The sequence below is a fragment of the Roseovarius nitratireducens genome (assembly GCF_002925845.1).
GTDB lineage: Bacteria > Pseudomonadota > Alphaproteobacteria > Rhodobacterales > Rhodobacteraceae > Roseovarius > Roseovarius nitratireducens.
In genome coordinates, this window is record NZ_PDNI01000058.1 from 66591 (window position 1) to 84861 (window position 18271).

General features: G+C 67.9%; 18 protein-coding genes. 8 read left to right on the forward strand and 10 right to left on the reverse strand.

The window, feature by feature from the left end; genetic code table 11:
* The 9 genes from CRJ03_RS10390 to CRJ03_RS10430 all read right to left on the reverse strand — a co-directional run bounded on the left by CRJ03_RS10390 (position 1) and on the right by CRJ03_RS10430 (position 9240).
* Positions 1-357, reverse strand: a complete 357-nt coding sequence (locus tag CRJ03_RS10390) for a BrnA antitoxin family protein (RefSeq protein ID WP_104018803.1) — start codon at positions 355-357, stop codon at positions 1-3.
* 269 nt (positions 358-626) lie between these two features.
* The gene (locus tag CRJ03_RS10395; protein ID WP_104018804.1) at positions 627-1181 is read right to left on the reverse strand and encodes a YceI family protein; all 555 of its coding nucleotides are present in this window, start codon (positions 1179-1181) and stop codon (positions 627-629) included.
* A 34-nt stretch (positions 1182-1215) separates the two neighbouring features.
* Positions 1216-1797, reverse strand: a complete 582-nt coding sequence (locus CRJ03_RS10400; protein WP_104018805.1) for an ImuA family protein — start codon at positions 1795-1797, stop codon at positions 1216-1218.
* Positions 1798-1965: 168 nt separating this feature from the next.
* The gene (gene acs, locus CRJ03_RS10405; protein ID WP_104018806.1) at positions 1966-3915 is read right to left on the reverse strand and encodes an acetate--CoA ligase; all 1950 of its coding nucleotides are present in this window, start codon (positions 3913-3915) and stop codon (positions 1966-1968) included.
* Between the two features lie 91 nt (positions 3916-4006).
* Positions 4007-4762 (reverse strand): ABC transporter ATP-binding protein, encoded by a 756-nt coding sequence (locus CRJ03_RS10410; RefSeq protein ID WP_104018807.1) that lies wholly within the window; start codon positions 4760-4762, stop codon positions 4007-4009.
* A gap of 15 nt (positions 4763-4777) precedes the next feature.
* Positions 4778-5533 (reverse strand): ABC transporter ATP-binding protein, encoded by a 756-nt coding sequence (locus CRJ03_RS10415; protein WP_104018808.1) that lies wholly within the window; start codon positions 5531-5533, stop codon positions 4778-4780.
* A 12-nt stretch (positions 5534-5545) separates the two neighbouring features.
* Complete coding sequence (locus CRJ03_RS10420; protein ID WP_104018809.1) at positions 5546-6748, reverse strand: branched-chain amino acid ABC transporter permease; 1203 nt, start codon at positions 6746-6748, stop codon at positions 5546-5548.
* Positions 6749-6752: 4 nt separating this feature from the next.
* The gene (locus CRJ03_RS10425; protein WP_104018810.1) at positions 6753-7784 is read right to left on the reverse strand and encodes a branched-chain amino acid ABC transporter permease; all 1032 of its coding nucleotides are present in this window, start codon (positions 7782-7784) and stop codon (positions 6753-6755) included.
* A gap of 103 nt (positions 7785-7887) precedes the next feature.
* A complete protein-coding gene (locus CRJ03_RS10430; protein WP_104018811.1) occupies positions 7888-9240 on the reverse strand; it encodes a substrate-binding protein in 1353 nt (450 codons plus the stop codon).
* 237 nt (positions 9241-9477) lie between these two features.
* Between CRJ03_RS10430 and CRJ03_RS10435 the strand changes: the two genes are divergently transcribed.
* The 8 genes from CRJ03_RS10435 (at position 9478) to CRJ03_RS10470 (ending at position 18058) form a co-directional block, all read left to right on the forward strand.
* Positions 9478-10773 (forward strand): helix-turn-helix domain-containing protein, encoded by a 1296-nt coding sequence (locus CRJ03_RS10435; RefSeq protein ID WP_338066348.1) that lies wholly within the window; start codon positions 9478-9480, stop codon positions 10771-10773.
* A gap of 72 nt (positions 10774-10845) precedes the next feature.
* Complete coding sequence (locus tag CRJ03_RS10440; protein WP_104019173.1) at positions 10846-11214, forward strand: response regulator transcription factor; 369 nt, start codon at positions 10846-10848, stop codon at positions 11212-11214.
* Positions 11211-11507 carry a hypothetical protein gene (locus tag CRJ03_RS10445; protein ID WP_104018813.1) on the forward strand — a complete coding sequence of 99 codons (297 nt, stop codon included), beginning with the start codon at positions 11211-11213 and terminating at the stop codon, positions 11505-11507. The genes CRJ03_RS10440 and CRJ03_RS10445 overlap by 4 nt, the downstream gene beginning before the upstream one ends.
* Positions 11504-14197, forward strand: coding sequence for an ATP-binding protein (locus CRJ03_RS10450; RefSeq protein WP_104018814.1), 2694 nt, complete (start codon positions 11504-11506; stop codon positions 14195-14197). Before CRJ03_RS10445 ends, CRJ03_RS10450 begins: the two co-directional genes overlap by 4 nt.
* 80 nt (positions 14198-14277) lie before the next feature.
* Entirely contained in the window at positions 14278-15405 is a 1128-nt protein-coding gene (locus CRJ03_RS10455) for a FliM/FliN family flagellar motor C-terminal domain-containing protein (protein WP_104018815.1), read from the forward strand.
* Between the two features lie 76 nt (positions 15406-15481).
* Positions 15482-15808 (forward strand): TraR/DksA family transcriptional regulator, encoded by a 327-nt coding sequence (locus CRJ03_RS10460; RefSeq protein WP_104018816.1) that lies wholly within the window; start codon positions 15482-15484, stop codon positions 15806-15808.
* An 89-nt stretch (positions 15809-15897) separates the two neighbouring features.
* On the forward strand, positions 15898-16107 hold the full coding sequence (locus CRJ03_RS10465; RefSeq protein WP_104018817.1) for a hypothetical protein: 210 nt from the start codon (positions 15898-15900) through the stop codon (positions 16105-16107).
* Between the two features lie 88 nt (positions 16108-16195).
* Positions 16196-18058, forward strand: coding sequence for an enoyl-CoA hydratase/isomerase family protein (locus CRJ03_RS10470; protein WP_104018818.1), 1863 nt, complete (start codon positions 16196-16198; stop codon positions 18056-18058).
* On the opposite strand, the gene CRJ03_RS10475 is transcribed toward CRJ03_RS10470, so the two are convergent.
* Positions 18045-18260, reverse strand: coding sequence for a hypothetical protein (locus tag CRJ03_RS10475; RefSeq protein WP_104018819.1), 216 nt, complete (start codon positions 18258-18260; stop codon positions 18045-18047). The genes CRJ03_RS10470 and CRJ03_RS10475 overlap by 14 nt on opposite strands.
* Positions 18261-18271 lie beyond the last annotated feature (11 nt).

An 18271-nucleotide genomic window follows, 5' to 3' on the forward strand; every position in this document is an offset into this window, starting at 1 on the left:
TCAACCCGCCTCCTCCCCCGAATCCTCTCCCTCATCTCCCCCCACCCGCTTCGCGAGATAGGCATCCAACTGCACCTCCCCCGCGATCTTCATCTGCGCCCATGTCCGCAGCAGCCGGTTGATCCGCGCGTGATAGCCCCGCCCCATCCCGCGATAGAACCGCGCCACCGACCGGTCGAGGTAGAGCGTCACCTTCTCGCGCGGCTCCTCGACATCCAGATCGACCTCCAGCGTGTGCCAGGCGTCGGGCACCACGTCCGGCAGCGTGGCGTGGATCCAGTCGTCGCGGTTGAGGTGGATGAGGTCGCGCAACAGCGTGTCGCGGGCGAGGCGTTGGGTCTTGGTGATGCGGGCCATGCGGGCACTCCGGGGTTGCGGGGGATCACCCTCGCGCGGGACCCGTTAACGCGGCCCTCGCCCCCCGTGCGCCGCCACCGACGCAATACCGACAGGATACCGACGCGCCACAGCCAGCGGTTTTCACCCGTCCCCCGCCGCCTCGGTAAAATGCCGGTCGAGGTTCTCCACCTGCGTCCCCGGCCGGTCCACACCCGCGAACAAGAGCCCCGGCTCGCGCCGGATTGCCTCATAAAACCATGGAATCAAACACTTTATGTGCCGCACCCCTACCGCTCGATCCGCGCCAAGATGCGCAGGCTGATCGTCGGGCCGACGAGGTCCGAAAAGCCGGTGACGCCGAAGGCGTGGCGGTCGATCTGGCCGGTGAGCCGGACGGTGAGGCGGGTGAGGTCCGCTGGATCGGTGCCGCGCTGACGGTAGAGACCGGCCTGAAGCGTCACCGGGCGGGTGGTGTCGCGGACGGTGAGCAGGCCCTCGACCCGTGCCTCGCTCAGCGTGCCGCTGATGCGGGTGGAGCGGAAGGTAATCAAGGGGTGGCGCGCGGTGTCGAGGCCCTGCGGCCCCTTCATTGCCTGCGTGGCGAGGAAGAACCCGGCCCGCGCGCGCCCTGCGTCGAGGGTGACGGTGACGCGGCTTTGCGAGGGGTTCGCGAGGTCGAGCGCCATGTCGGCGGAGGCGACGGGCATGGTGCCGCGCCCCGCGTTCCCGCCGAGATCGTAGGTGAAGCTCACCACCGAGCGCGCGGTGTCGAGGCGGTAGGCCTCGGGCGCGGCGAGGGCCTGCGTGGCGATGAGCGCGAGGGCGAGGGCGAGGCGGATCATGCCCCTTGATAGGGCGGGCGGGGCTGCGGGGCCATCACATCTTGTTGAACGCCCAGGCGCCGGGGTGGCCCGAGAGGTGCCAGTCGGCGGGTGGGGCGCTGCGGTCGCGGCGGCGGGCGAGGTGCCAGCGGTCGGCATGGGGCAGATGGGCGGGGGCCATGTGCCAGCGGCTCTGGACCCCCGGCGCGCCGCCCTCGCCCGGTGTCAGGATCAGCCCGAGGGGCGGCTGGGCCGCGCGACTGCCGCCCTCCTCGGCGGCGAGGTGCAGACGGCGGACGGGGGTGAGGCCGGGGAGGCCCGGCAGGTCCGCCACCACGAGCGGCACCGCGCCGCTGCGCAGCGCTTCTTCCATGCACCACAGCAGGTCGGGGCGGTGGTCGGGGGTGACGAAGAGAAACCGGCCGGGCTCGGCGAAGCGGGCGAAGCCGCAGGGCTCGGGGCGGTCGGTGGCCCAGGCGGGGGCGATCCACAGCACCGGGCCTGCAAGCGCGCCCGCCACCAGCATCGCCCATGTGTGCCGCGCGGGGCCGCAACCCTCGTGCAGCCGACCGGGGGCGAGGGCGAGCGGGCCGGTTATGGCGGGGGCGGGACGCGGGATGCGGGCGAGGGCGGTCATGGGGCGAGGATAAAGCGTTCGCTTTATGTTCTCAAGCTGGCGGATACGCGGGGTCATCGTCCGGTTCGGGCGGGCGCGCTCTTGGCGGGAGAGGTCCCCGGGTCGAGCCCGAAGATGACGGCGCGTGAGAAGGGGTGCCCCCCGGGCCGGGCCCGGGGGTGTGTGGTTTCAGCCGCGGTTCATGCGGTTTTCGATCAGGTCGTCCACCACGGACGGATCGGCCAGTGTCGAGGTATCGCCGAGCGAGCCGTAATCGTTCTCAGCGATCTTGCGCAGGATGCGGCGCATGATCTTGCCCGAACGAGTCTTGGGCAGGCCGGGGGCCCACTGGATCAGGTCGGGCTTGGCGATGGGGCCGATCTCGGTGCGGACCCATTTTTCGAGTGCCTTGCGCAGGTCCTCGGTGGGCTCGACCCCGTTCATCAGGGTGACGTAGGCGTAGATGCCCTGACCCTTGATATTGTGCGGATAGCCCACGACCGCCGCCTCGGCGACCTGCGGGTGGGCGACGAGGGCGGATTCCACCTCGGCGGTGCCCATGCGGTGGCCCGAGACGTTGATCACGTCATCGACGCGGCCGGTGATCCAGTAATAGCCGTCGGCATCGCGGCGGCAGCCGTCGCCGGAGAAGTAATAGCCCTTGTATTGCTGGAAATACGTCGCCTCGAAGCGTTCGTGATCGCCCCAGACGGTGCGCATCTGCCCGGGCCAGCTATCCTTGAGCGCGAGCACGCCGGAGGCTTCGGTATCGGTGATTTCCTTGCCCGACTCGGGCTCCAGCACGACCGGCTCGATCCCGAAGAACGGCAGCGTGGCGCTGCCGGGCTTGGTGGCGATGGCGCCGGGCAGGGGGGTCAGCAGGTGACCGCCGGTTTCGGTCTGCCACCAGGTATCGACGATGGGGCAGCGGCCTTTTCCGACGTTGTCGTTATACCAGTTCCACGCTTCGGGGTTGATCGGTTCGCCCACGGTGCCCAGCACCTTGAGCGATGACAAATCGCATTTGCCGACATATTCGGTGCCTTGCCCCATCAATGCGCGGATCGCGGTGGGGGCGGTGTAGAACTGGTTGACCTTGTGCTTGTCGCAGACCTGCCAGAAGCGCGAGGCGTCCGGGTAGGTGGGCACGCCCTCGAACATCAGGGTGATCGCGCCGTTGGCGAGCGGCCCGTAGACGATATAGCTATGGCCGGTGACCCAGCCGACATCGGCGGTGCACCAGAACACGTCGCCCTCGTGGTAGTCGAACACCAGCTCGTGCGTCATCGCGGCATAGACGAGATAGCCGCCGGAGGTGTGCACCACGCCCTTGGGCTGCCCCGTCGAGCCGGAGGTGTAGAGGATGAAGAGCGGATCCTCGGCATTCATTTCCTCGGGCGGGCAGTCGGCGGCGGCCTCGGCGGCCAGCGCGTTGTAGTCGTGGTCACGCCCGTCAATCCAGGTGGTCTGACCGCCGGTATGCTTGACGACGAGGCATTTCACCTTGTCCGAGCAATGCAGGAGCGCCGCGTCGGTGTTGGATTTGAGCGCCGTCTTGCGCCCGCCGCGCGGGGCCTCGTCGGCGGTGATGACGACCTTGGCCTGACAGCCGTTGATCCGCGCCGAGAGGGCATCGGGCGAGAAGCCGGCGAAGACCACCGAGTGGATGGCGCCGATGCGCGCACAGGCGAGCATGGCATAGGCGGCCTCGGGGATCATCGGCAGGTAGAGCACGACGCGGTCGCCGCGACCCACGCCCATGCCCTTGAGGACATTGGCCATGCGGCAGGTGTTGTCGTAAAGCTCGCGATAGGTGATGTGCCGCGCCTCGTCGGTGGGCTCGTCGGGCTCCCAGATGATGGCGGTCTGGTCGGCGCGCGTCGCCAGATGCCGGTCGATGCAGTTGGCCGCCACGTTGAGCGTGCCATCCTCGAACCACTTGATCGAGACGTTGCCGAAGTCGAAATTCACGTCCTTGACGCGGCTGTAGGGCCTGATCCAGTCGATCCGCTGCCCGTGCTCGCGCCAGAACGCCTCCGGGTCGCCCACCGAGGCGGCGTACATTTCCTTGTATTTCGCGGCGTCGATATGGGCATTGGCGGCGAAATCCGCGCTTGGGGCATAGGTTTGATCGGACATGATGGCTCCTCTTCGCTGATGCGGTTGGATCGAAGACGACAGCCGCCCCGCTGTCAACAGGGAGAAAGACGGCGGGGCGGAAGCGCTGGCGTCAGATGGCCAGATACTCGCTGCGAAGCTCTTCGTCTTCAAGCACTTCGGCGGCGGTGCCGTCAAACACGATGCCGCCGGTATCGAGGATCACCGCGCGATCCGCGAGTTCCAGCGCGCGCACGGCGTTCTGTTCGACGATGATCGTGGTGATGCCCTGTTCCTTGATGACGCGCAGGGTCTTTTCGATTTCATCGACGATCACCGGGGCGAGGCCCTCGTAGGGCTCGTCGAGCAACAGCACCTTGATGTCGCGAGCCAGCGCCCGGGCCACGGCGAGCATCTGCTGTTCGCCGCCCGAAAGTGTCGTGCCTTCCTGGTCGCGGCGTTCGCGCAGGCGCGGGAACAGCTCGTAAAGCCGGTCGATCGACCAGCCCACGGGCGGAGCGATCTGCGCGAGTTGCAGGTTTTCCTCGACGGTGAGGCCGGGGATGATGCGCCGGTCCTCGGGTACGAGGCCGATGCCCGCGGCCGCCGCCTCGTGGCTTCTCATCTTGTGAAGCGGCTGGTGATCGAGCCAGATCTCGCCATGCGCCAACTGCGGGCTGTCCATCCGCGCGATCGAGCGCAGCGTGGTGGTCTTGCCCGCGCCGTTGCGGCCCAGAAGCGCGAGGATTTCGCCCTCGTGGACATTGAAGCTAATGTTCTGCACGATATAGCTCTCGCCATAATAGCTCTCCATGTTCCATACGGAGAGAAAGGCGGGGGCGGTCTCGGCGTGGCTCACGCCCTTGGAAAAGTCGGGTTTGACGTTCATTGCGCGCGCTCCTCGTCAGGCGCTCTCGCCAAGATACGCTTCGCGCACCTTGGGATGGCCCTTGATGTTTTCGGGGGTGTCCTCGACCAGTGGCGAGCCCTGCGCCAGCACGGTGATACGCTCGGCGAGCGAGAACACCACGTGCATGTCGTGCTCGATGATCGCGATGGTGATGTCGCGCTCGTCACTGATCTGCTTGAGCAAGTCGATGGTGTTGTTGGTGTCTGCGCGCGCCATGCCTGCCGTCGGCTCGTCGAGGAGCAGCAGCTTGGGCTCCTGCGCGAGGCACATGCCGATCTCGAGCCGCCGCTTGTTGCCGCGCGACATCGAGGCCGAGTGATCGTGGCGCTGCTCGGCGAGGCCGAGGTTTTCGAGCATGGTCTCGGCCTGGTCTACGATCTCGCGCTCGTTCGAGGAGTTCTCGTAGGCGTGCATGCGAAACACGCCGTCGCGACGCGCGAAGATCGGGATCATCATGTTCTCCAGCACCGAGAGATCACCGAAGATCTCTGGCGTCTGGAAGACCCGGGAGATGCCCATCTGGTTGATCTCGTAGGGCTTGCGCCCGAGCACCGACTGGCCCTGGAACATGACCGAGCCGGTATCGGGGATGAGCTTGCCGATCAGGACGTTGAGCAGGGTGGACTTGCCCGCGCCGTTGGGACCGATGATGGCGTGGACGCTGTTCTCGGCGACGCTGAGGTTGACGTCGCCGAGCGCCTGCAACCCGCCGAAGCGCTTGTTGACGTTCTTGACTTCGAGAATGCCCATGTCGTGCGCTCCTTATTCCGCGGGGTTGGATTGAGAGGATTTCTCGGCCTCGCGGGCCTTCTTGCCGCGGAAGAGACGTGCGATGCGTTGCCCGCCCTCGACCAGGCCGCCCGGCAGGAAGATCACCACCAGCACGAAGATCATGCCCAGCGTGAGGTGCCAGCCCTTGCCCACGAACGGGTGGATGAGGGCGACAACCGCATCCTCCATCCCGTCGGGCAGGAAGGCGAACCACTGGTGCAGGACGTTGTCGTTGATCTTGGAGACGATGTTTTCCATGTACTTGATCAGGCCCGCGCCCAGAACCGGGCCGATCAGCGTGCCCGCACCGCCGAGAATCGTCATCAGCACCACCTCGCCGGAGGCCGTCCAGAACATGCGCTCTGCCCCCGCGAGCGGGTCCATGGCCGCCAGCAGGCCGCCTGCGAGCCCGGCATACATGCCCGAGATCACGAAGGCCGCGAGCGCGTAGGGTTTGGCGTTGAGGCCGGTATAGGTCATGCGGGTGTTGTTGGACTTGATCGCGCGCAGCATCATCCCGAAGGGCGAGCGGAACAGCCGGATCGCGAAGTAGAAGGCGATCAGCATGATGAGGGCGCAGAGGTAATACCCGACGTTGAAGGTGAAGGACCACCCGCCCAGCTCCAGCTCGTAACTGGCGCGTACCGACAGGCCGAAGATATGCGGCATGTCGGGCAGCCCCGTGCGATGGAACATCTGCAGGTCATTGCTGTAGACCTGCAGCCCGGTTTCGCCGTTGGTGAGGTTGAACTTGGGGTTCGACAGCACCGAATAGGCCAGGGCAAAAGACATCTGCGCGAAGGCCAGCGTCAGGATCGCGAAGTAGATTCCCGAGCGGCGCAGCGAGATGTAGCCGATCAGCACCGAGAAGATCGCCGCGATGATCACCGCAAAGGCGATGGCGGGTACGACGTTGTAGGTGAAGAGCTTGAACATCCAGACCGCCGCGTAGGAGCCCACGCCGAGAAAGGCCGCGTGCCCGAAGCTGAGATAGCCGGTGAGGCCGAAGAGGATGTTGAAGCCGATGGCGAAGATGCCGTAGATCGCGAACCGCTGGAGCAGGTCCGGGTAGCCCGCGTTGAACTGTGCCATGCCGCTGCCTTCGGGGAAGGGGTTGAGCAGGAACGGTGCCAGCAGCGTGATCGCGATGACGACGAGGAACAGAAGCCCGTCTTTCTTGTTCAGTCCAAACATGGGGTCAGTCCTCCATCACGCCTTTGCGTCCCATCAGACCGCGCGGGCGGGTCAGCAGGACGACGATGGCGACAAGGTATATGATAACCTGGTTGATGCCCGGGATGGTGGTGGTGGCCCAGGTGGTCGAGGCAAAGCTTTCGAGGATGCCCAGCAGGAACCCCGCGAGCACGGCGCCGGGCAGGCTGCCCATGCCGCCCACGACCACGACCACGAAGCTGAGCACGAGGAAATCCATGCCCATGTGATAGTTGGGCGGGTTGATCGGGGTGTACATCACCCCCGCCAGCCCCGCGACCGCCGCGGCGATGCCGAACATGATCGTGAACCGGCGGTCGATGTTGATACCAAGGAGGCCCACCGTCTCGCGGTCGGCCATGCCGGCGCGCACCACCATGCCGAAGGTGGTGAATTGCAGGAAGGCAAACACCGCGCCGATGATCACCGCCGCGAAGGCGAAATAGACCATGCGCCAGAGCGGGTAGACGATTTCGTTGACCTCGAAGCCGATCATCACGCCCAGGTCGATACTGCCCGCCAGCGCCGCGGGAGCCGGGGTGGGGATCGGATTGGCACCAAAGAAATACTTGATGATTTCCTGAAGCACGATCGCCAGGCCGAAGGTCACGAGAATCTGGTCGGCATGGGGGCGGTGGTAGAAGTGCTTGATAAGACCGCGTTCCATCGCGACGCCGACGGCGACCATGACGGGGATTGCGAACAGGACCGAAAGCGGCACCGACCATTCGACGATCCCGCCGCCGATCTCGGGGCCGAACCAGTCCTCGATATAGCGCATCTCGACCTTCAGCGGGTTGCCAAGGAAATCGGTCTGGCTCTCGTCTATGACCGTGTGGCTGAGCGACAGGAACTTTTGCAACGTGACCGCGCAGAACGCGCCGATCATGAAGAGCGCACCATGCGCGAAGTTGACCACGCCGAGCGTGCCGAAGATCAGGGTCAGGCCCAGCGCGATCAGCGCGTAGGCAGACCCCTTGTCGAGCCCGTTGAGGATTTGCAGAAGAATGACGTCCATCGGTCCCACCTATGGGTTGAAAGCGCGCCGCAGATCGCTGTCCGGTCGCGGCGCGGGTCCGGTCGCGCGCGGTGGCGCGACCGGATGTCTTTTTCGAGAAGGCTCAGGCGCCCGGGTTGCACTTGCCCAGGGACGCTTCCTTGCCGCCGAACATCGGGTGATCCGGCGCATACATGACCTGATCGGTCGGCGTGACCTCGACGATTTCCAGCGTGTCGTACTGGTTGGTCGGGTTCTGTGCACCACGCACGACGAGCACGTCCTTGAAGCACTGGTGGTCGGCAGCGCGGTAGAGCGTCGGGCCGTTGCCCAGCCCGTCGAATTCGAAGCCTTCGAGCGCCTCGCCGACGCCGCAGGGGTTGAACGTGCCGGCACGCTCGCAGGCATCGGCATAGAGCAGCACCTGCGCGTAGCAGGTCTGTGCCGAGTTCGACGGCGGCTTGCCGTACTTCTCGCCGAAGGACTTGACGAACGCCTTGGAGCCCTCGTTGTCGAGCTGCCAGTTATAGTTCATCGAGCCCAGCACGCCCTTGATGTTCTCGCCGGCACCGGCGGCCATCAGTTCGGAATAGAGCGGCACGACGATCTTGAAGTCCTTGCCGTTGGCCATCTTGTCGAGCAGTCCGAACTGCACCGCGTTGGTCAGCGAGTTGACCATGTTGCCGCCGTAGTGGTTGAGCACCAGCACGTCGGCGCCCGAGTTCAGGACCGGCGCGATGTAGGACGAGAAATCGGTCGCCGCGAGCGGCGTCTTGACCGCGTTCACGGTCTCCCAGCCCATCGCCTCGGTCGCCGCCTTGATCGATTCCTCCTGGGTCCAGCCCCAGGTGTAGTCGGCGGTCAGGTGATAGGCGCGACGGTCCTCGCCGAATTCCTTGGCCAGCACCGGCGCAAGAGCGGCAGCCGACATGTAGGCGTTGAAGAAGTGGCGGAAGCCGTTTGCCTTGCGGTCCTTGCCGGTGGTGTCGTTCGAGTGCGTCAGGCCGGCCATGAAGATGATGCCCGCCTCCTGGCACAGGCCCTGCACGGCCACGGCGACGCCCGAGGACGAGCCGCCGTTGATCATGATGGCGCCATCCTTTTCGATCATCGACTTGGCGCTTGCACGCGCGGCGTCCGACTTGGTCTGCGTGTCGCCGGTGACGTACTCGACCTTCTTGCCGAGGATGCCATTGCCTTTGAGGGCTTTGGACGTGAACGTGTTGAGGCAGCCGCCGTCGCCCTCGCCGTTGAGGTGCTCGACCGCGAGCTGCTGTGCGAGAAGCTCGTCATTGCCCTCGTCGGCGTAGGGTCCGGTCTGCGGCACGTTGAAGCCGAGCGTGACCGTGCTGCCCGTGGGTTCGTTGGTGTAGGCCGCGGCGCTCGACGCGGTAAATATCGTCGGCAGCGCAACACCAGCACCTGCGATCGCGCTCGTCTTGAGCACGCCACGGCGGGTAAAGTTCGATTTGGACATGGAATCCTCCCATTATGATTCGGTCGGGGCATGCTCCTCCGCACAACCCGGGTGCAGGACAAACCTGCACAGGTCGATTATGGGGGCTCGTCAGAAAATTTCGCAACAAGCGCCTTTGTGGAAACATTTATTTTGTAAAAAAATAGACACACGCATTCGTTATGTTGTAAATAAATTGTCACGCAGGTGCAGCAAGTTCAGCCCAAGGCGGGGAAAAAATCCATGCCCGAAAAGTTCATGATCGGAACACGCATCCGCGAGAGACGGGTGCTTGCCGGTATACGGCAGACCGACCTCGCCAAACGGGTCGGCATTTCACCCTCGTACCTCAACCTGATCGAGCATAACCGCCGCAGAATCGGCGGCAAGACGCTCCTGCGGCTCGCCGGCGCGCTCGATGTCGAGCCGTCGCTGCTGAGCGAGGGGGCGGCGGCGACGCTGGTCGCGGGACTGCGCGAGGCGGCGGGGGCCGCCGACGATGCCGGCCCCGAACGCGACCGGGCCGAGGAATTCGCCGAGCGTTTTCCCGGCTGGGCGGGTCTCGTGACCGAGCTCTACCGACGCAACGAGGAAATGGAGCGCACCATCGAGACGCTGACCGACCGGCTTGCGCATGATCCGTTCCTCGCGGACTCGCTGCACGAGGTGATTTCTGCGGTGACTGCGATCCGCTCGACCTCGTCGATCCTGGTGGAGACCGAGGAACTGGAGCCGGAATGGACCGCGCGGTTTCACCGCAACATCAACGAGGACAGCGCGCGTCTCACCGAGGGTGCGCAGGCGCTGGTGAAATACCTCGAGGGCGCGCCCAACCGTGACGCGGAGGTGCAGTCGCCGCAGGACGAGATGCACGCGGTGCTGGCGGCGCGCGGCTTTCATTTCGCCGAGCTGGAGCGCGAGGTGGCGGGGCCGCGGGCAGTGGTCCGGCTGGTGCGCGCAGAGGCCGAGCGCGGGCTGTCGGGGCCGGCGCAGACCCTGCTGGGGGCGGTGCTGGGGCGCTATCTTGAGGACGCGCGCGCCCTGCCGATGGCGACGTTCCTCACGCGGTTGCGCACGCTGGGACCAAACCCCGCGCGGCTGGCCGAGGCGACCGGCGCGGGTCTGGCGCAGGTGTTCCGGCGGATGGCGGCAATGCCCGAGGCCGAGGTCGGGCGGGTCGGGCTGGTGATTTGCGACGCTTCCGGCACGCTGATCTTTCGCAAGCCGATCGAGGGGTTCTCGATGCCGCGGCTGGCGGGGGCCTGCGCGCTTTGGCCGCTCTACCTCGCGCCTGCGCAGCCGCTCGCGCCGCTGCGCAGGCGCGTGCGGCAGGCCGGGCGCGGCGGCGAGGTGGTCGAGGCGCTGGCGGTGGCCGGGCCCGAGGGCCCGACCGGGTTCGACCGGCCGGCGCCGGTGCGTGCGCACATGCTGTTGCTGCCCGACCCGGGCGAGGTGCGCGGCGCCGTGGACGAGATCGGAGTGAGCTGTCGGATTTGCCCGCTGGCCACCTGCGCCGCGCGGCGTGAGCCGTCGATCCTGGCAGAGGGCTTTTGACAGCGCGGGGCAATTTGGGAATAGTTGCGCGGTGGCGGTTTTCACCGCTTCATCGGAGGGGAGGCCGATGGCATGGGAAAGACGGTCCTGCTGATCGAGGACGAACCGAACATCATCGAGGCGGTGAGTTTCATCCTGTCGCGTGACGGCTGGGATGTGAAAACCCATGCCAACGGTCATGACGCGATGGACGCGGTGCGACGGCGCGTGCCCGATCTCATCATTCTCGACGTGATGCTGCCGGGCAAGAGCGGCTATGACATCCTGGGGGAAATCCGCGCCGATGCCGATTTTGCCACCGTGCCGGTGCTGATGCTGACGGCCCGCGGCCAGACCCGCGACCGCGAAATGGCCGAGCGCGCAGGCGCGAGCCGTTACATGACCAAGCCGTTCTCGAACGCCGACGTGCTCGACGCGGTGCGCGCGCTGGCGGGGACATGAGTCCCGAGCGCGTGTCGGTCTTTCTCGCGCGGCGCAGCTATCGACGCCGCCGACTGGCCGATGCCGCGCGCCTGCTGCCGCTGGCTGGGGGAGTCCTGTTCTGCGTGCCGCTGTTGTGGCAGGGGGCCGGAGGCGGCGCCCGCACGGTGGCGGCGATGATCTACGTCTTCGTTCTCTGGGCGGTGCTGGTCGTGGTCTCGGGGCTGGTATCGCGGCACCTGCGGGGCGGCGAGGACGAGGCTGGCGGCGCGGATGGCGGCGGCGCGAAGGGAGACGGCGGGGGGATGGAATGACCGTTCTCAACATCCTCGTGCTGGTCTGCCTGCTCTACGTGGTGCTGCTTTTCGGGGTGGCATTCGGTGCCGATCGCGCCGCGCGGCAGGGGCGGGTGCGGTGGCTGCGCTCGCCCGTCGTCTACACGCTGTCGCTGTCGATCTACTGCACCGCCTGGACATTCTATGGCGCGGTGGGCTTTGCCGCGCGTTCCGGGCTGGAGTTTGTCACCATCTATCTCGGTCCGACGCTGGTGATGATCGGCTGGTGGTGGACGGTGCGCCGGCTTGTGCGGGTGGGGCGCAGCCAGCGCATTACCTCGATCGCCGACCTGATCTCGTCGCGCTACGGCAAGTCCAACCTGCTGGCGGTGCTGGTGACCGTGCTCGCGGTGGTGGGCACGACGCCCTATATCGCGCTGCAACTACAATCGGTGACGCTCTCGTTCGCGGCATTCGCGGCCTTTGCCGAGCCGGGCGTGCCAACCGCGCCGCTGTCTGACATGCAGTCCACCGCGCTGTGGGTGGCGGCGGGGCTGGCGGTCTTTACCATCCTGTTCGGCACCCGCAACCTCGACGCCAACGAGCGCCATCACGGTGTGGTCATGGCCATCGCGATGGAAGCGGTGGTGAAGCTCTGCGCGCTCTTGGCGGTGGGCGTGTTCGTGGTCTGGGGGCTTGCGGGAGGCGTCGGCGCCACGCTCGACCGGATCGAGACGTCCGAGATCGCGCGGTTCGATGTCTCGGCCGGGCGCTGGGTGGGGCTCACCATGCTGTCGGCGATGGCGTTCCTGTGCCTGCCGCGCATGTTCCAGGTGATGGTGGTAGAGAACGAGGACGAGGATCATCTGCGCACCGCCGCCTGGGCGTTTCCCGGCTACCTGATGCTGATGAGCCTGTTCGTGCTGCCGATCGCGGCGGTGGGACTCGACGTGATGCCGGCGGGGACCAATCCGGACCTCTTCGTGCTGACCCTGCCGCTGATGGATGGGCGGGACGGTCTGGCGATCCTGTCGTTCCTCGGCGGGTTCTCCAGCGCCACCTCGATGGTGATCGTGGCCGCAATCGCGCTATCGACGATGGTGTCTAACCATGTCGTCATGCCGATCTGGCTGCATTACTCGGGCGGGGCGGCGATGGTGTCGGGCGACGTGCGCAACGTCGCGCTGACGGCGCGGCGGATCAGCATCGTGGGGGTGCTGTTCCTGGGCTATGTCTATTTCCGCATCTCCGGCGGCGGCACGGCGCTAGCGGCGATGGGGCTGATCGCCTTCGTCGGCGTGGCGCAGTTCCTGCCGGCGCTGATGGGGGGGCTGTTCTGGCGCGGGGCCACGCGCACGGGTGCGCTCGCCGGGCTGTGCACGGGGGCGGCGGTCTGGCTCTACTGCCTGTTCCTGCCGAGCTTCGGCCCCGCGGTCTTTATGTCCGAGACGCTCCACGAGGCGGGGCCGTGGGGCATCGGCTGGCTGCGGCCCTACGCGCTCTTTGGGGCCGAGGGGATGGACCCGGTGCTGCACGCGCTGATGTGGTCGCTTCTGCTCAATGTCGGCTCCTTCCTGCTGGGATCGCTGTTGAGCTTTCCGCAGCCACTGGAGCGGTTGCAGGGCGCGCAGTTCGTCAACGTCTTTGACCATTCCGACACGCCGGGGGGCTGGTCGGGCGGCATGGCGCAGAGCGAGGACCTGCTCATCATGGCGCAGCGCATCATGGGCGCGCGCGAGGCGCAGGCGCTGTTTTCCGCCGCCGCCGGGCGGCAGGGGGTGGCGGGCTACTTGCCCGAGCCGAGCCCCGATTTCCTGCAGGAGCTGGAGCGTGCGCTCGCCGGGTCGGTGGGCGCGGCGACCGCGCACGCGATGATTGCGCAGATCGTCGGCGGCGCCGCGGTCTCGGTGCGCGACCTGATGGCCGTGGCCGACGAGACCGCGCAGATCATGGAATATTCCAGCCAGTTGGAGGCCAAGAGCCAGGAACTGGCGCGCACCGCCCGGCAATTGCGGCAGGCCAACGAGAAGCTTACCCAGATTTCGGTGCAGAAAGACGGCTTCCTGTCGCAGATCAGCCACGAGCTGCGCACGCCGATGACCTCGATCCGGGCATTCTCGGAAATCCTGCGCGACACCGACGACCTGAGCGCGGAGGACAAGCACAAATACGCCGCGATCATCCATGACGAGACGGTGCGGCTCACCCGGCTTCTGGATGACCTGCTCGATCTCAGCGTGCTGGAAAACGGGCAGGTGGATCTCAACGTGCAATCCGGCACGCTCGAGGCGCTGATCGACCGGGCGGTGCGCGCCGCGGGTGGCGAGACCGAGCATTTCATCATCCACCGCGATCGCGAGGCGGAGCGTGTGGATCTCAGCACCGATCTCGACCGGCTGGCGCAGGTTTTCATCAATCTTGTCAGCAACGCGCGCAAATACTGCGATGCCGATCCGGCGGTGCTCTCGATCCGCACGGCGGTCGCCGAGGACCAGCTCGTGGTGGATTTCGTCGACAATGGTGGTGGTATTCCGACCGAGATGCAGGCGATGATCTTCGAGAAATTCTCGCGCATCGGCGAGACCAAGGCCGGTGGGGCAGGGCTCGGCCTCGCGATCTGCCGCGAAATCATGGCGCGGCTCGGCGGGTACGTTTCCTACCTGCCGGGACAGACGGGGCCGGCGTTCCGTGTGAGCTTGCCATTGTCGGGGCGGATGGCGGCGCAGTAGCGCCGCGCCAAGATTAGGAGAATCGTAACCCGCCGCCCCTAGGCTCTGGCAAGGACACAGAAGGTGGACGGCCCGGGCGGATGGCAGAGCAGCGACAGGCTTCGGTCATAAGGCGCAAGACGCGCGCGGCGCGCGAGGGCGCGGACCCGCGGGTGATGTCGCCCGTGCGCGCACTGCGGTTGGCGCTGGCACGCGCTGCGGATACGCTGCTCGACCTGCCGCTTGTCGTTGCGACGGTGGAACAGTGCAGGGTCGAGGCGGGCGAGGTCGAGGCTACGCTCGGCACAGAGGGGCTTTACCTTCTGCTCGACGGGGCGGCGGGCGCGCGCGCGGCGATGCGGCTTTGCCCGGGGCTGGTGGCCGCTCTGGTCGAAGTGCAGACCACTGGGCGCGTGCGGCCCGGTGAGGTGCGCGCGCGCGCGCCCACACGAACAGATGCGGCAATGGTCGCGCCGCTCGTCGATGCGCTGCTTTCGGGGTTCGACGACGGTATGGGCGAGAGCGGGGCGGACCAAGCGCCGCGCGGCTTTCATTTCGGCGACCGGGTAGAGGACGCGCGCGCGCTGGCGTTGCTGCTCGTGGCGCCGGAGTTCGATTTTTTCCGGCTCACGGTCGATCTTGGGCCGGGGCTGCGCACCGGGTGGCTGGATCTGCTCTTGCCGCCCGCGCCGCCCGTGCCCGCGCGCGACGTGGCCCCGGCGGGGCGCGGGGCACCGGCGCGCGACCCCGAGAACGTGGCAGCGGTGGCGCTGACGGCGCCGGTGGCGCTCGACGCGGTGCTGGCGCGAATACGCGTGCCGCTTCGTGCGGCGATGGCGTTCGAGGTGGGCCAGCGGCTCGAGGTCGCGAGAGACACCCTGGGCAAGGTGCGGCTTGTGGGCGCAGGAGGCTATGTCGCTGCAGAGGGGCGGCTGGGCCGGCGCGATGGCTGGCGCGCCCTGCGGCTGGCGGGAACAGGCGCGGATGAGGGCGACGAAACGCCCCGTGCGACCGCCATGCCGGGCACAACCGGGGCCAGCCGCGCGGAGATCGGGGCCCCGGAAACCGCGATGGCGACGGCACCGGAGGCCTATGATACGATGGGGCAGGAGTCGGTGGGGCAGGAGATGCCAGGGCACGGAACAAGTGGTGCCGATGCCGGGGATGACATGGGCGGCGCGGCGACCGCGGCCCAGGGCGGCACGGCGCTCGCCCCGGTCTCTGGTTGACATGCATCAAGGCATCGGTGCGCGCCCGCCGCTATGCTCCTCAGCGCATACATATGGCGACGACGGGAGGACCACGATGCTTGATACCGCGATATACCGCGCCGCGCTGATGCGGCGGCTGCGCCAGCTCGATACCCGGTTGCACGCCATCGAGGCCGAGTTGGATGCGCCGCGCGCCGACGACTGGGAGGAGGCTGCCACGGAACGCGAGGGCGACGAGGTGCTCGAACGGCTGGGCCAGAGCGGCGAGGCCGAGATCGCTCGCATCCGCGCGGCGCTCGCGCGCATCCGCGAAGGGCAATACGGCATCTGCACGAACTGCGGCGAGCAGATTTCCGCCGAGCGGCTGGATGTCCTGCCGGAAACGCCGCTGTGCCGCCAATGTGCGGCACAGGTGGGGTGATCCGTTCACAATTCTGTCGCGCGCGCAGGGTACCTATTCATCGCGTGACGAAAACACGCTAAGGTTGTCGTGCCTTTGGGAGGAATGCCATGACTTACCTTGATGCCGAACTCGATCGTCTCCAGACCCTGATCGGCGTGGCTGCGCCCGAGACGCGCTATCGTCACGAGCCGCAAGTGCGTCGCGTCATCGCGCAGCTGCGCGAGGAGGGCCGCGCCGTGCCGGACAGCGTCAAGGCACTGCATACCACGCTGCTGAGCGAGGCGATCGAGGCCGAATTCGACAACATGCCGATCTGAGCGGCCACGCCGCGGTGCCAGCGCGCTTGCACGCGCGGCGCTTTCCCGCTGTAATCGCCGCGAACAGGCGGCAACAGGCGGGGCAGACGTGACCGAGACCGTTCAACGCGTGCGCGACGGTGGGGTGCTGGTGCTGCGGCTCGACCGGCCCGTAGCCAACGCGCTTGTCCCCGAGATGCGCGCGGCGCTCGTCGCGGCGCTGGACGAAGCCGCGCAGGACGCGGCCTGCCGCGCCGTGGTGATCGCGGGCGCGGGGACGGGGTTTTCCTCGGGGCTCGACCTGTCGGAGGACATGACCGCACCGCGCGCGCCCACACCCGGTGACCTGTGCCACGCCATGGCGTCGTGCCCGAAGCCCGTGGTCGCGGCGCTGCATGGCGAGGTCGCGGGGGCGGGATTGTCGCTGGCCCTGGCGGCTGACGCGCGCGTGGCCCACGAGGGCACGCGCCTTTCGCTGCCCGAGATCGCGCTGGCCGGGATGCCCTGTGCGGGGGCCACGCAGCGCCTGCCGCGCCTCGTGGGCGCGCAGGCGGCGCTGGAGATGATTCTCTCGGGCCGTCCGGTGCGTGCGGACGAGACGCGCCTGCGCCCGCTTTTCGATCGCGTCGAGGCTGACACGGCGCAGGTCGAGCCCGCGGCGCGGGCGCTGGCCCTGCGGTTGGCCGAAGCAGACCCCGATCCCACGCGGCGCGACCCGCAGCGCGGCCTGTCGGACCCGCGCGGCTATCAGCGCGCCGTTGCCACCGTGCGCGCCCGGCTCGGCGAGGGGGAGGGCGCGGCAGCGGACATCCTGCGCGCGGTCGAGGCAGCGCAGCTTCTGCCGCTGGCGCAAGGGCTCGATTTCGAGGAGGTGATCGCCACTGAGCGCGCGCAAAGCCGCGAGGCCCGTGCGCTGCGCCACCTGCGGCTGGCCGAGGGACGGGCGCGTGCGCTGCCCGAAATGCGCGCCGCCCCGCCGCGTGCGGTCGCGCGGGTGGGGCTCGCGGGCGCGATTCCCGCGGTGCTGACCGAGCGGCTGGAGGCGGCGGGCGTCGCGCTCGTGGGGGAAGACCCGGCGGAGCGCGCCGACCTGTGGATCGAATCGGAGCCGGGCGCGGCCCCTGCGGGCCCGATGCGGGTAACGTTCGACACGGGCGCCGGTTTCGGGGACGACGGGTTGTGGCTGCGCTTCTCGCCTGACGCGGCGCTTGCCGAGATCGGTGTCGGGCCGGGTGCCGCGGCGGAGGCGGTAGCGGCGCTGGCATGGCTGCTGGCGCGGGCGCGGCTGGGCGTGGTGCGCGCGCGGCTGCCAGCGGCGGGGCCGGGGGCCGGGCGGTTGCTGTCGGGCGCGCTGGATTTCGCGGCGCTGGCGCTTTTGCGCGCGGGTCTCGGGCCGGACGAGGTGGATCATGGCGCGGTCGCGCTGGGCCTTGCAGAGGGGCCGTGCCTCGCCATGGATCGCGAGGGGCTCGACGCGGCGCAGGCGCGGCTGGCGGCGCTGGCACCGAGGTTGGACATGCCGCCGCCGGAGCCGGAGGGGCCGCTCGCCGCGCGGATCGCGCGGGGCGCGCGCGGGCGCGCTGTCGGGCGCGGATTCTACGAATATCCGCCCGAAGGTCCGCGCCCGGGGCGTGCCGACGGGGGCGCGGGGGTGCCGCAGGGCGTGGGCGCGGCGGAGGCGCTGCACGCCGCGCTGGTCAACACCGCCGAGCGGATGCTCGCAGACGGCGTGCTGGGGCGCCCTGGCGATGTCGACCTGCTGGCTACCGCCGCGCCGGGCATGGCGCGCGACCGGGGCGGGCCGCTCTTTGCCGCCGATGATCGCGGGTTGCTGGCGGTGCTGCGCGACATGAAGGCGCTGGCGCCGCTGTCGGAGGCGCTGTGGGCGCCGCAGCCGGGTATCGCGGCGCGGGTGCGCGAGGGGCAGGGGTATTTCCGGCGTTCCGGCGCGGCCGCGATCAGCCGAGCATGATGCCCACCACCACCAGCATCAGCCCCATGACCGACAGGAACAGCGCCGCGAGATTGACCGGCAGCACCGCCTGCACCGCGGTGCGCATCTCGGCGTCCGATAGCCCCGCGCGGCGCAGCCGCCAGACCTTGAGAATGCACCAGACGAGCCCCGCGAGCCCGGCGAGAGAGACCGCCGCGCCGCCCCAGACCAGCATTTCCATCGTGCGCCCTC

Bases quoted from the DNA above. Each gene is read 5' to 3' on its own strand.
- CRJ03_RS10390 (WP_104018803.1), bottom strand. From the start codon at position 357: ATGGCCCGCATCACCAAGACCCAACGCCTCGCCCGCGACACGCTGTTG.
- CRJ03_RS10395 (WP_104018804.1), bottom strand. From the start codon at position 1,181: ATGATCCGCCTCGCCCTCGCCCTCGCGCTCATCGCCACGCAGGCCCTC.
- CRJ03_RS10400 (WP_104018805.1), bottom strand. From the start codon at position 1,797: ATGACCGCCCTCGCCCGCATCCCGCGTCCCGCCCCCGCCATAACCGGC.
- acs (WP_104018806.1), bottom strand. From the start codon at position 3,915: ATGTCCGATCAAACCTATGCCCCAAGCGCGGATTTCGCCGCCAATGCC.
- CRJ03_RS10410 (WP_104018807.1), bottom strand. From the start codon at position 4,762: ATGAACGTCAAACCCGACTTTTCCAAGGGCGTGAGCCACGCCGAGACC.
- CRJ03_RS10415 (WP_104018808.1), bottom strand. From the start codon at position 5,533: ATGGGCATTCTCGAAGTCAAGAACGTCAACAAGCGCTTCGGCGGGTTG.
- CRJ03_RS10420 (WP_104018809.1), bottom strand. From the start codon at position 6,748: ATGTTTGGACTGAACAAGAAAGACGGGCTTCTGTTCCTCGTCGTCATC.
- CRJ03_RS10425 (WP_104018810.1), bottom strand. From the start codon at position 7,784: ATGGACGTCATTCTTCTGCAAATCCTCAACGGGCTCGACAAGGGGTCT.
- CRJ03_RS10430 (WP_104018811.1), bottom strand. From the start codon at position 9,240: ATGTCCAAATCGAACTTTACCCGCCGTGGCGTGCTCAAGACGAGCGCG.
- CRJ03_RS10435 (WP_338066348.1), top strand. From the start codon at position 9,478: ATGATCGGAACACGCATCCGCGAGAGACGGGTGCTTGCCGGTATACGG.
- CRJ03_RS10440 (WP_104019173.1), top strand. From the start codon at position 10,846: ATGGGAAAGACGGTCCTGCTGATCGAGGACGAACCGAACATCATCGAG.
- CRJ03_RS10445 (WP_104018813.1), top strand. From the start codon at position 11,211: ATGAGTCCCGAGCGCGTGTCGGTCTTTCTCGCGCGGCGCAGCTATCGA.
- CRJ03_RS10450 (WP_104018814.1), top strand. From the start codon at position 11,504: ATGACCGTTCTCAACATCCTCGTGCTGGTCTGCCTGCTCTACGTGGTG.
- CRJ03_RS10455 (WP_104018815.1), top strand. From the start codon at position 14,278: ATGGCAGAGCAGCGACAGGCTTCGGTCATAAGGCGCAAGACGCGCGCG.
- CRJ03_RS10460 (WP_104018816.1), top strand. From the start codon at position 15,482: ATGCTTGATACCGCGATATACCGCGCCGCGCTGATGCGGCGGCTGCGC.
- CRJ03_RS10465 (WP_104018817.1), top strand. From the start codon at position 15,898: ATGACTTACCTTGATGCCGAACTCGATCGTCTCCAGACCCTGATCGGC.
- CRJ03_RS10475 (WP_104018819.1), bottom strand. From the start codon at position 18,260: ATGGAAATGCTGGTCTGGGGCGGCGCGGCGGTCTCTCTCGCCGGGCTC.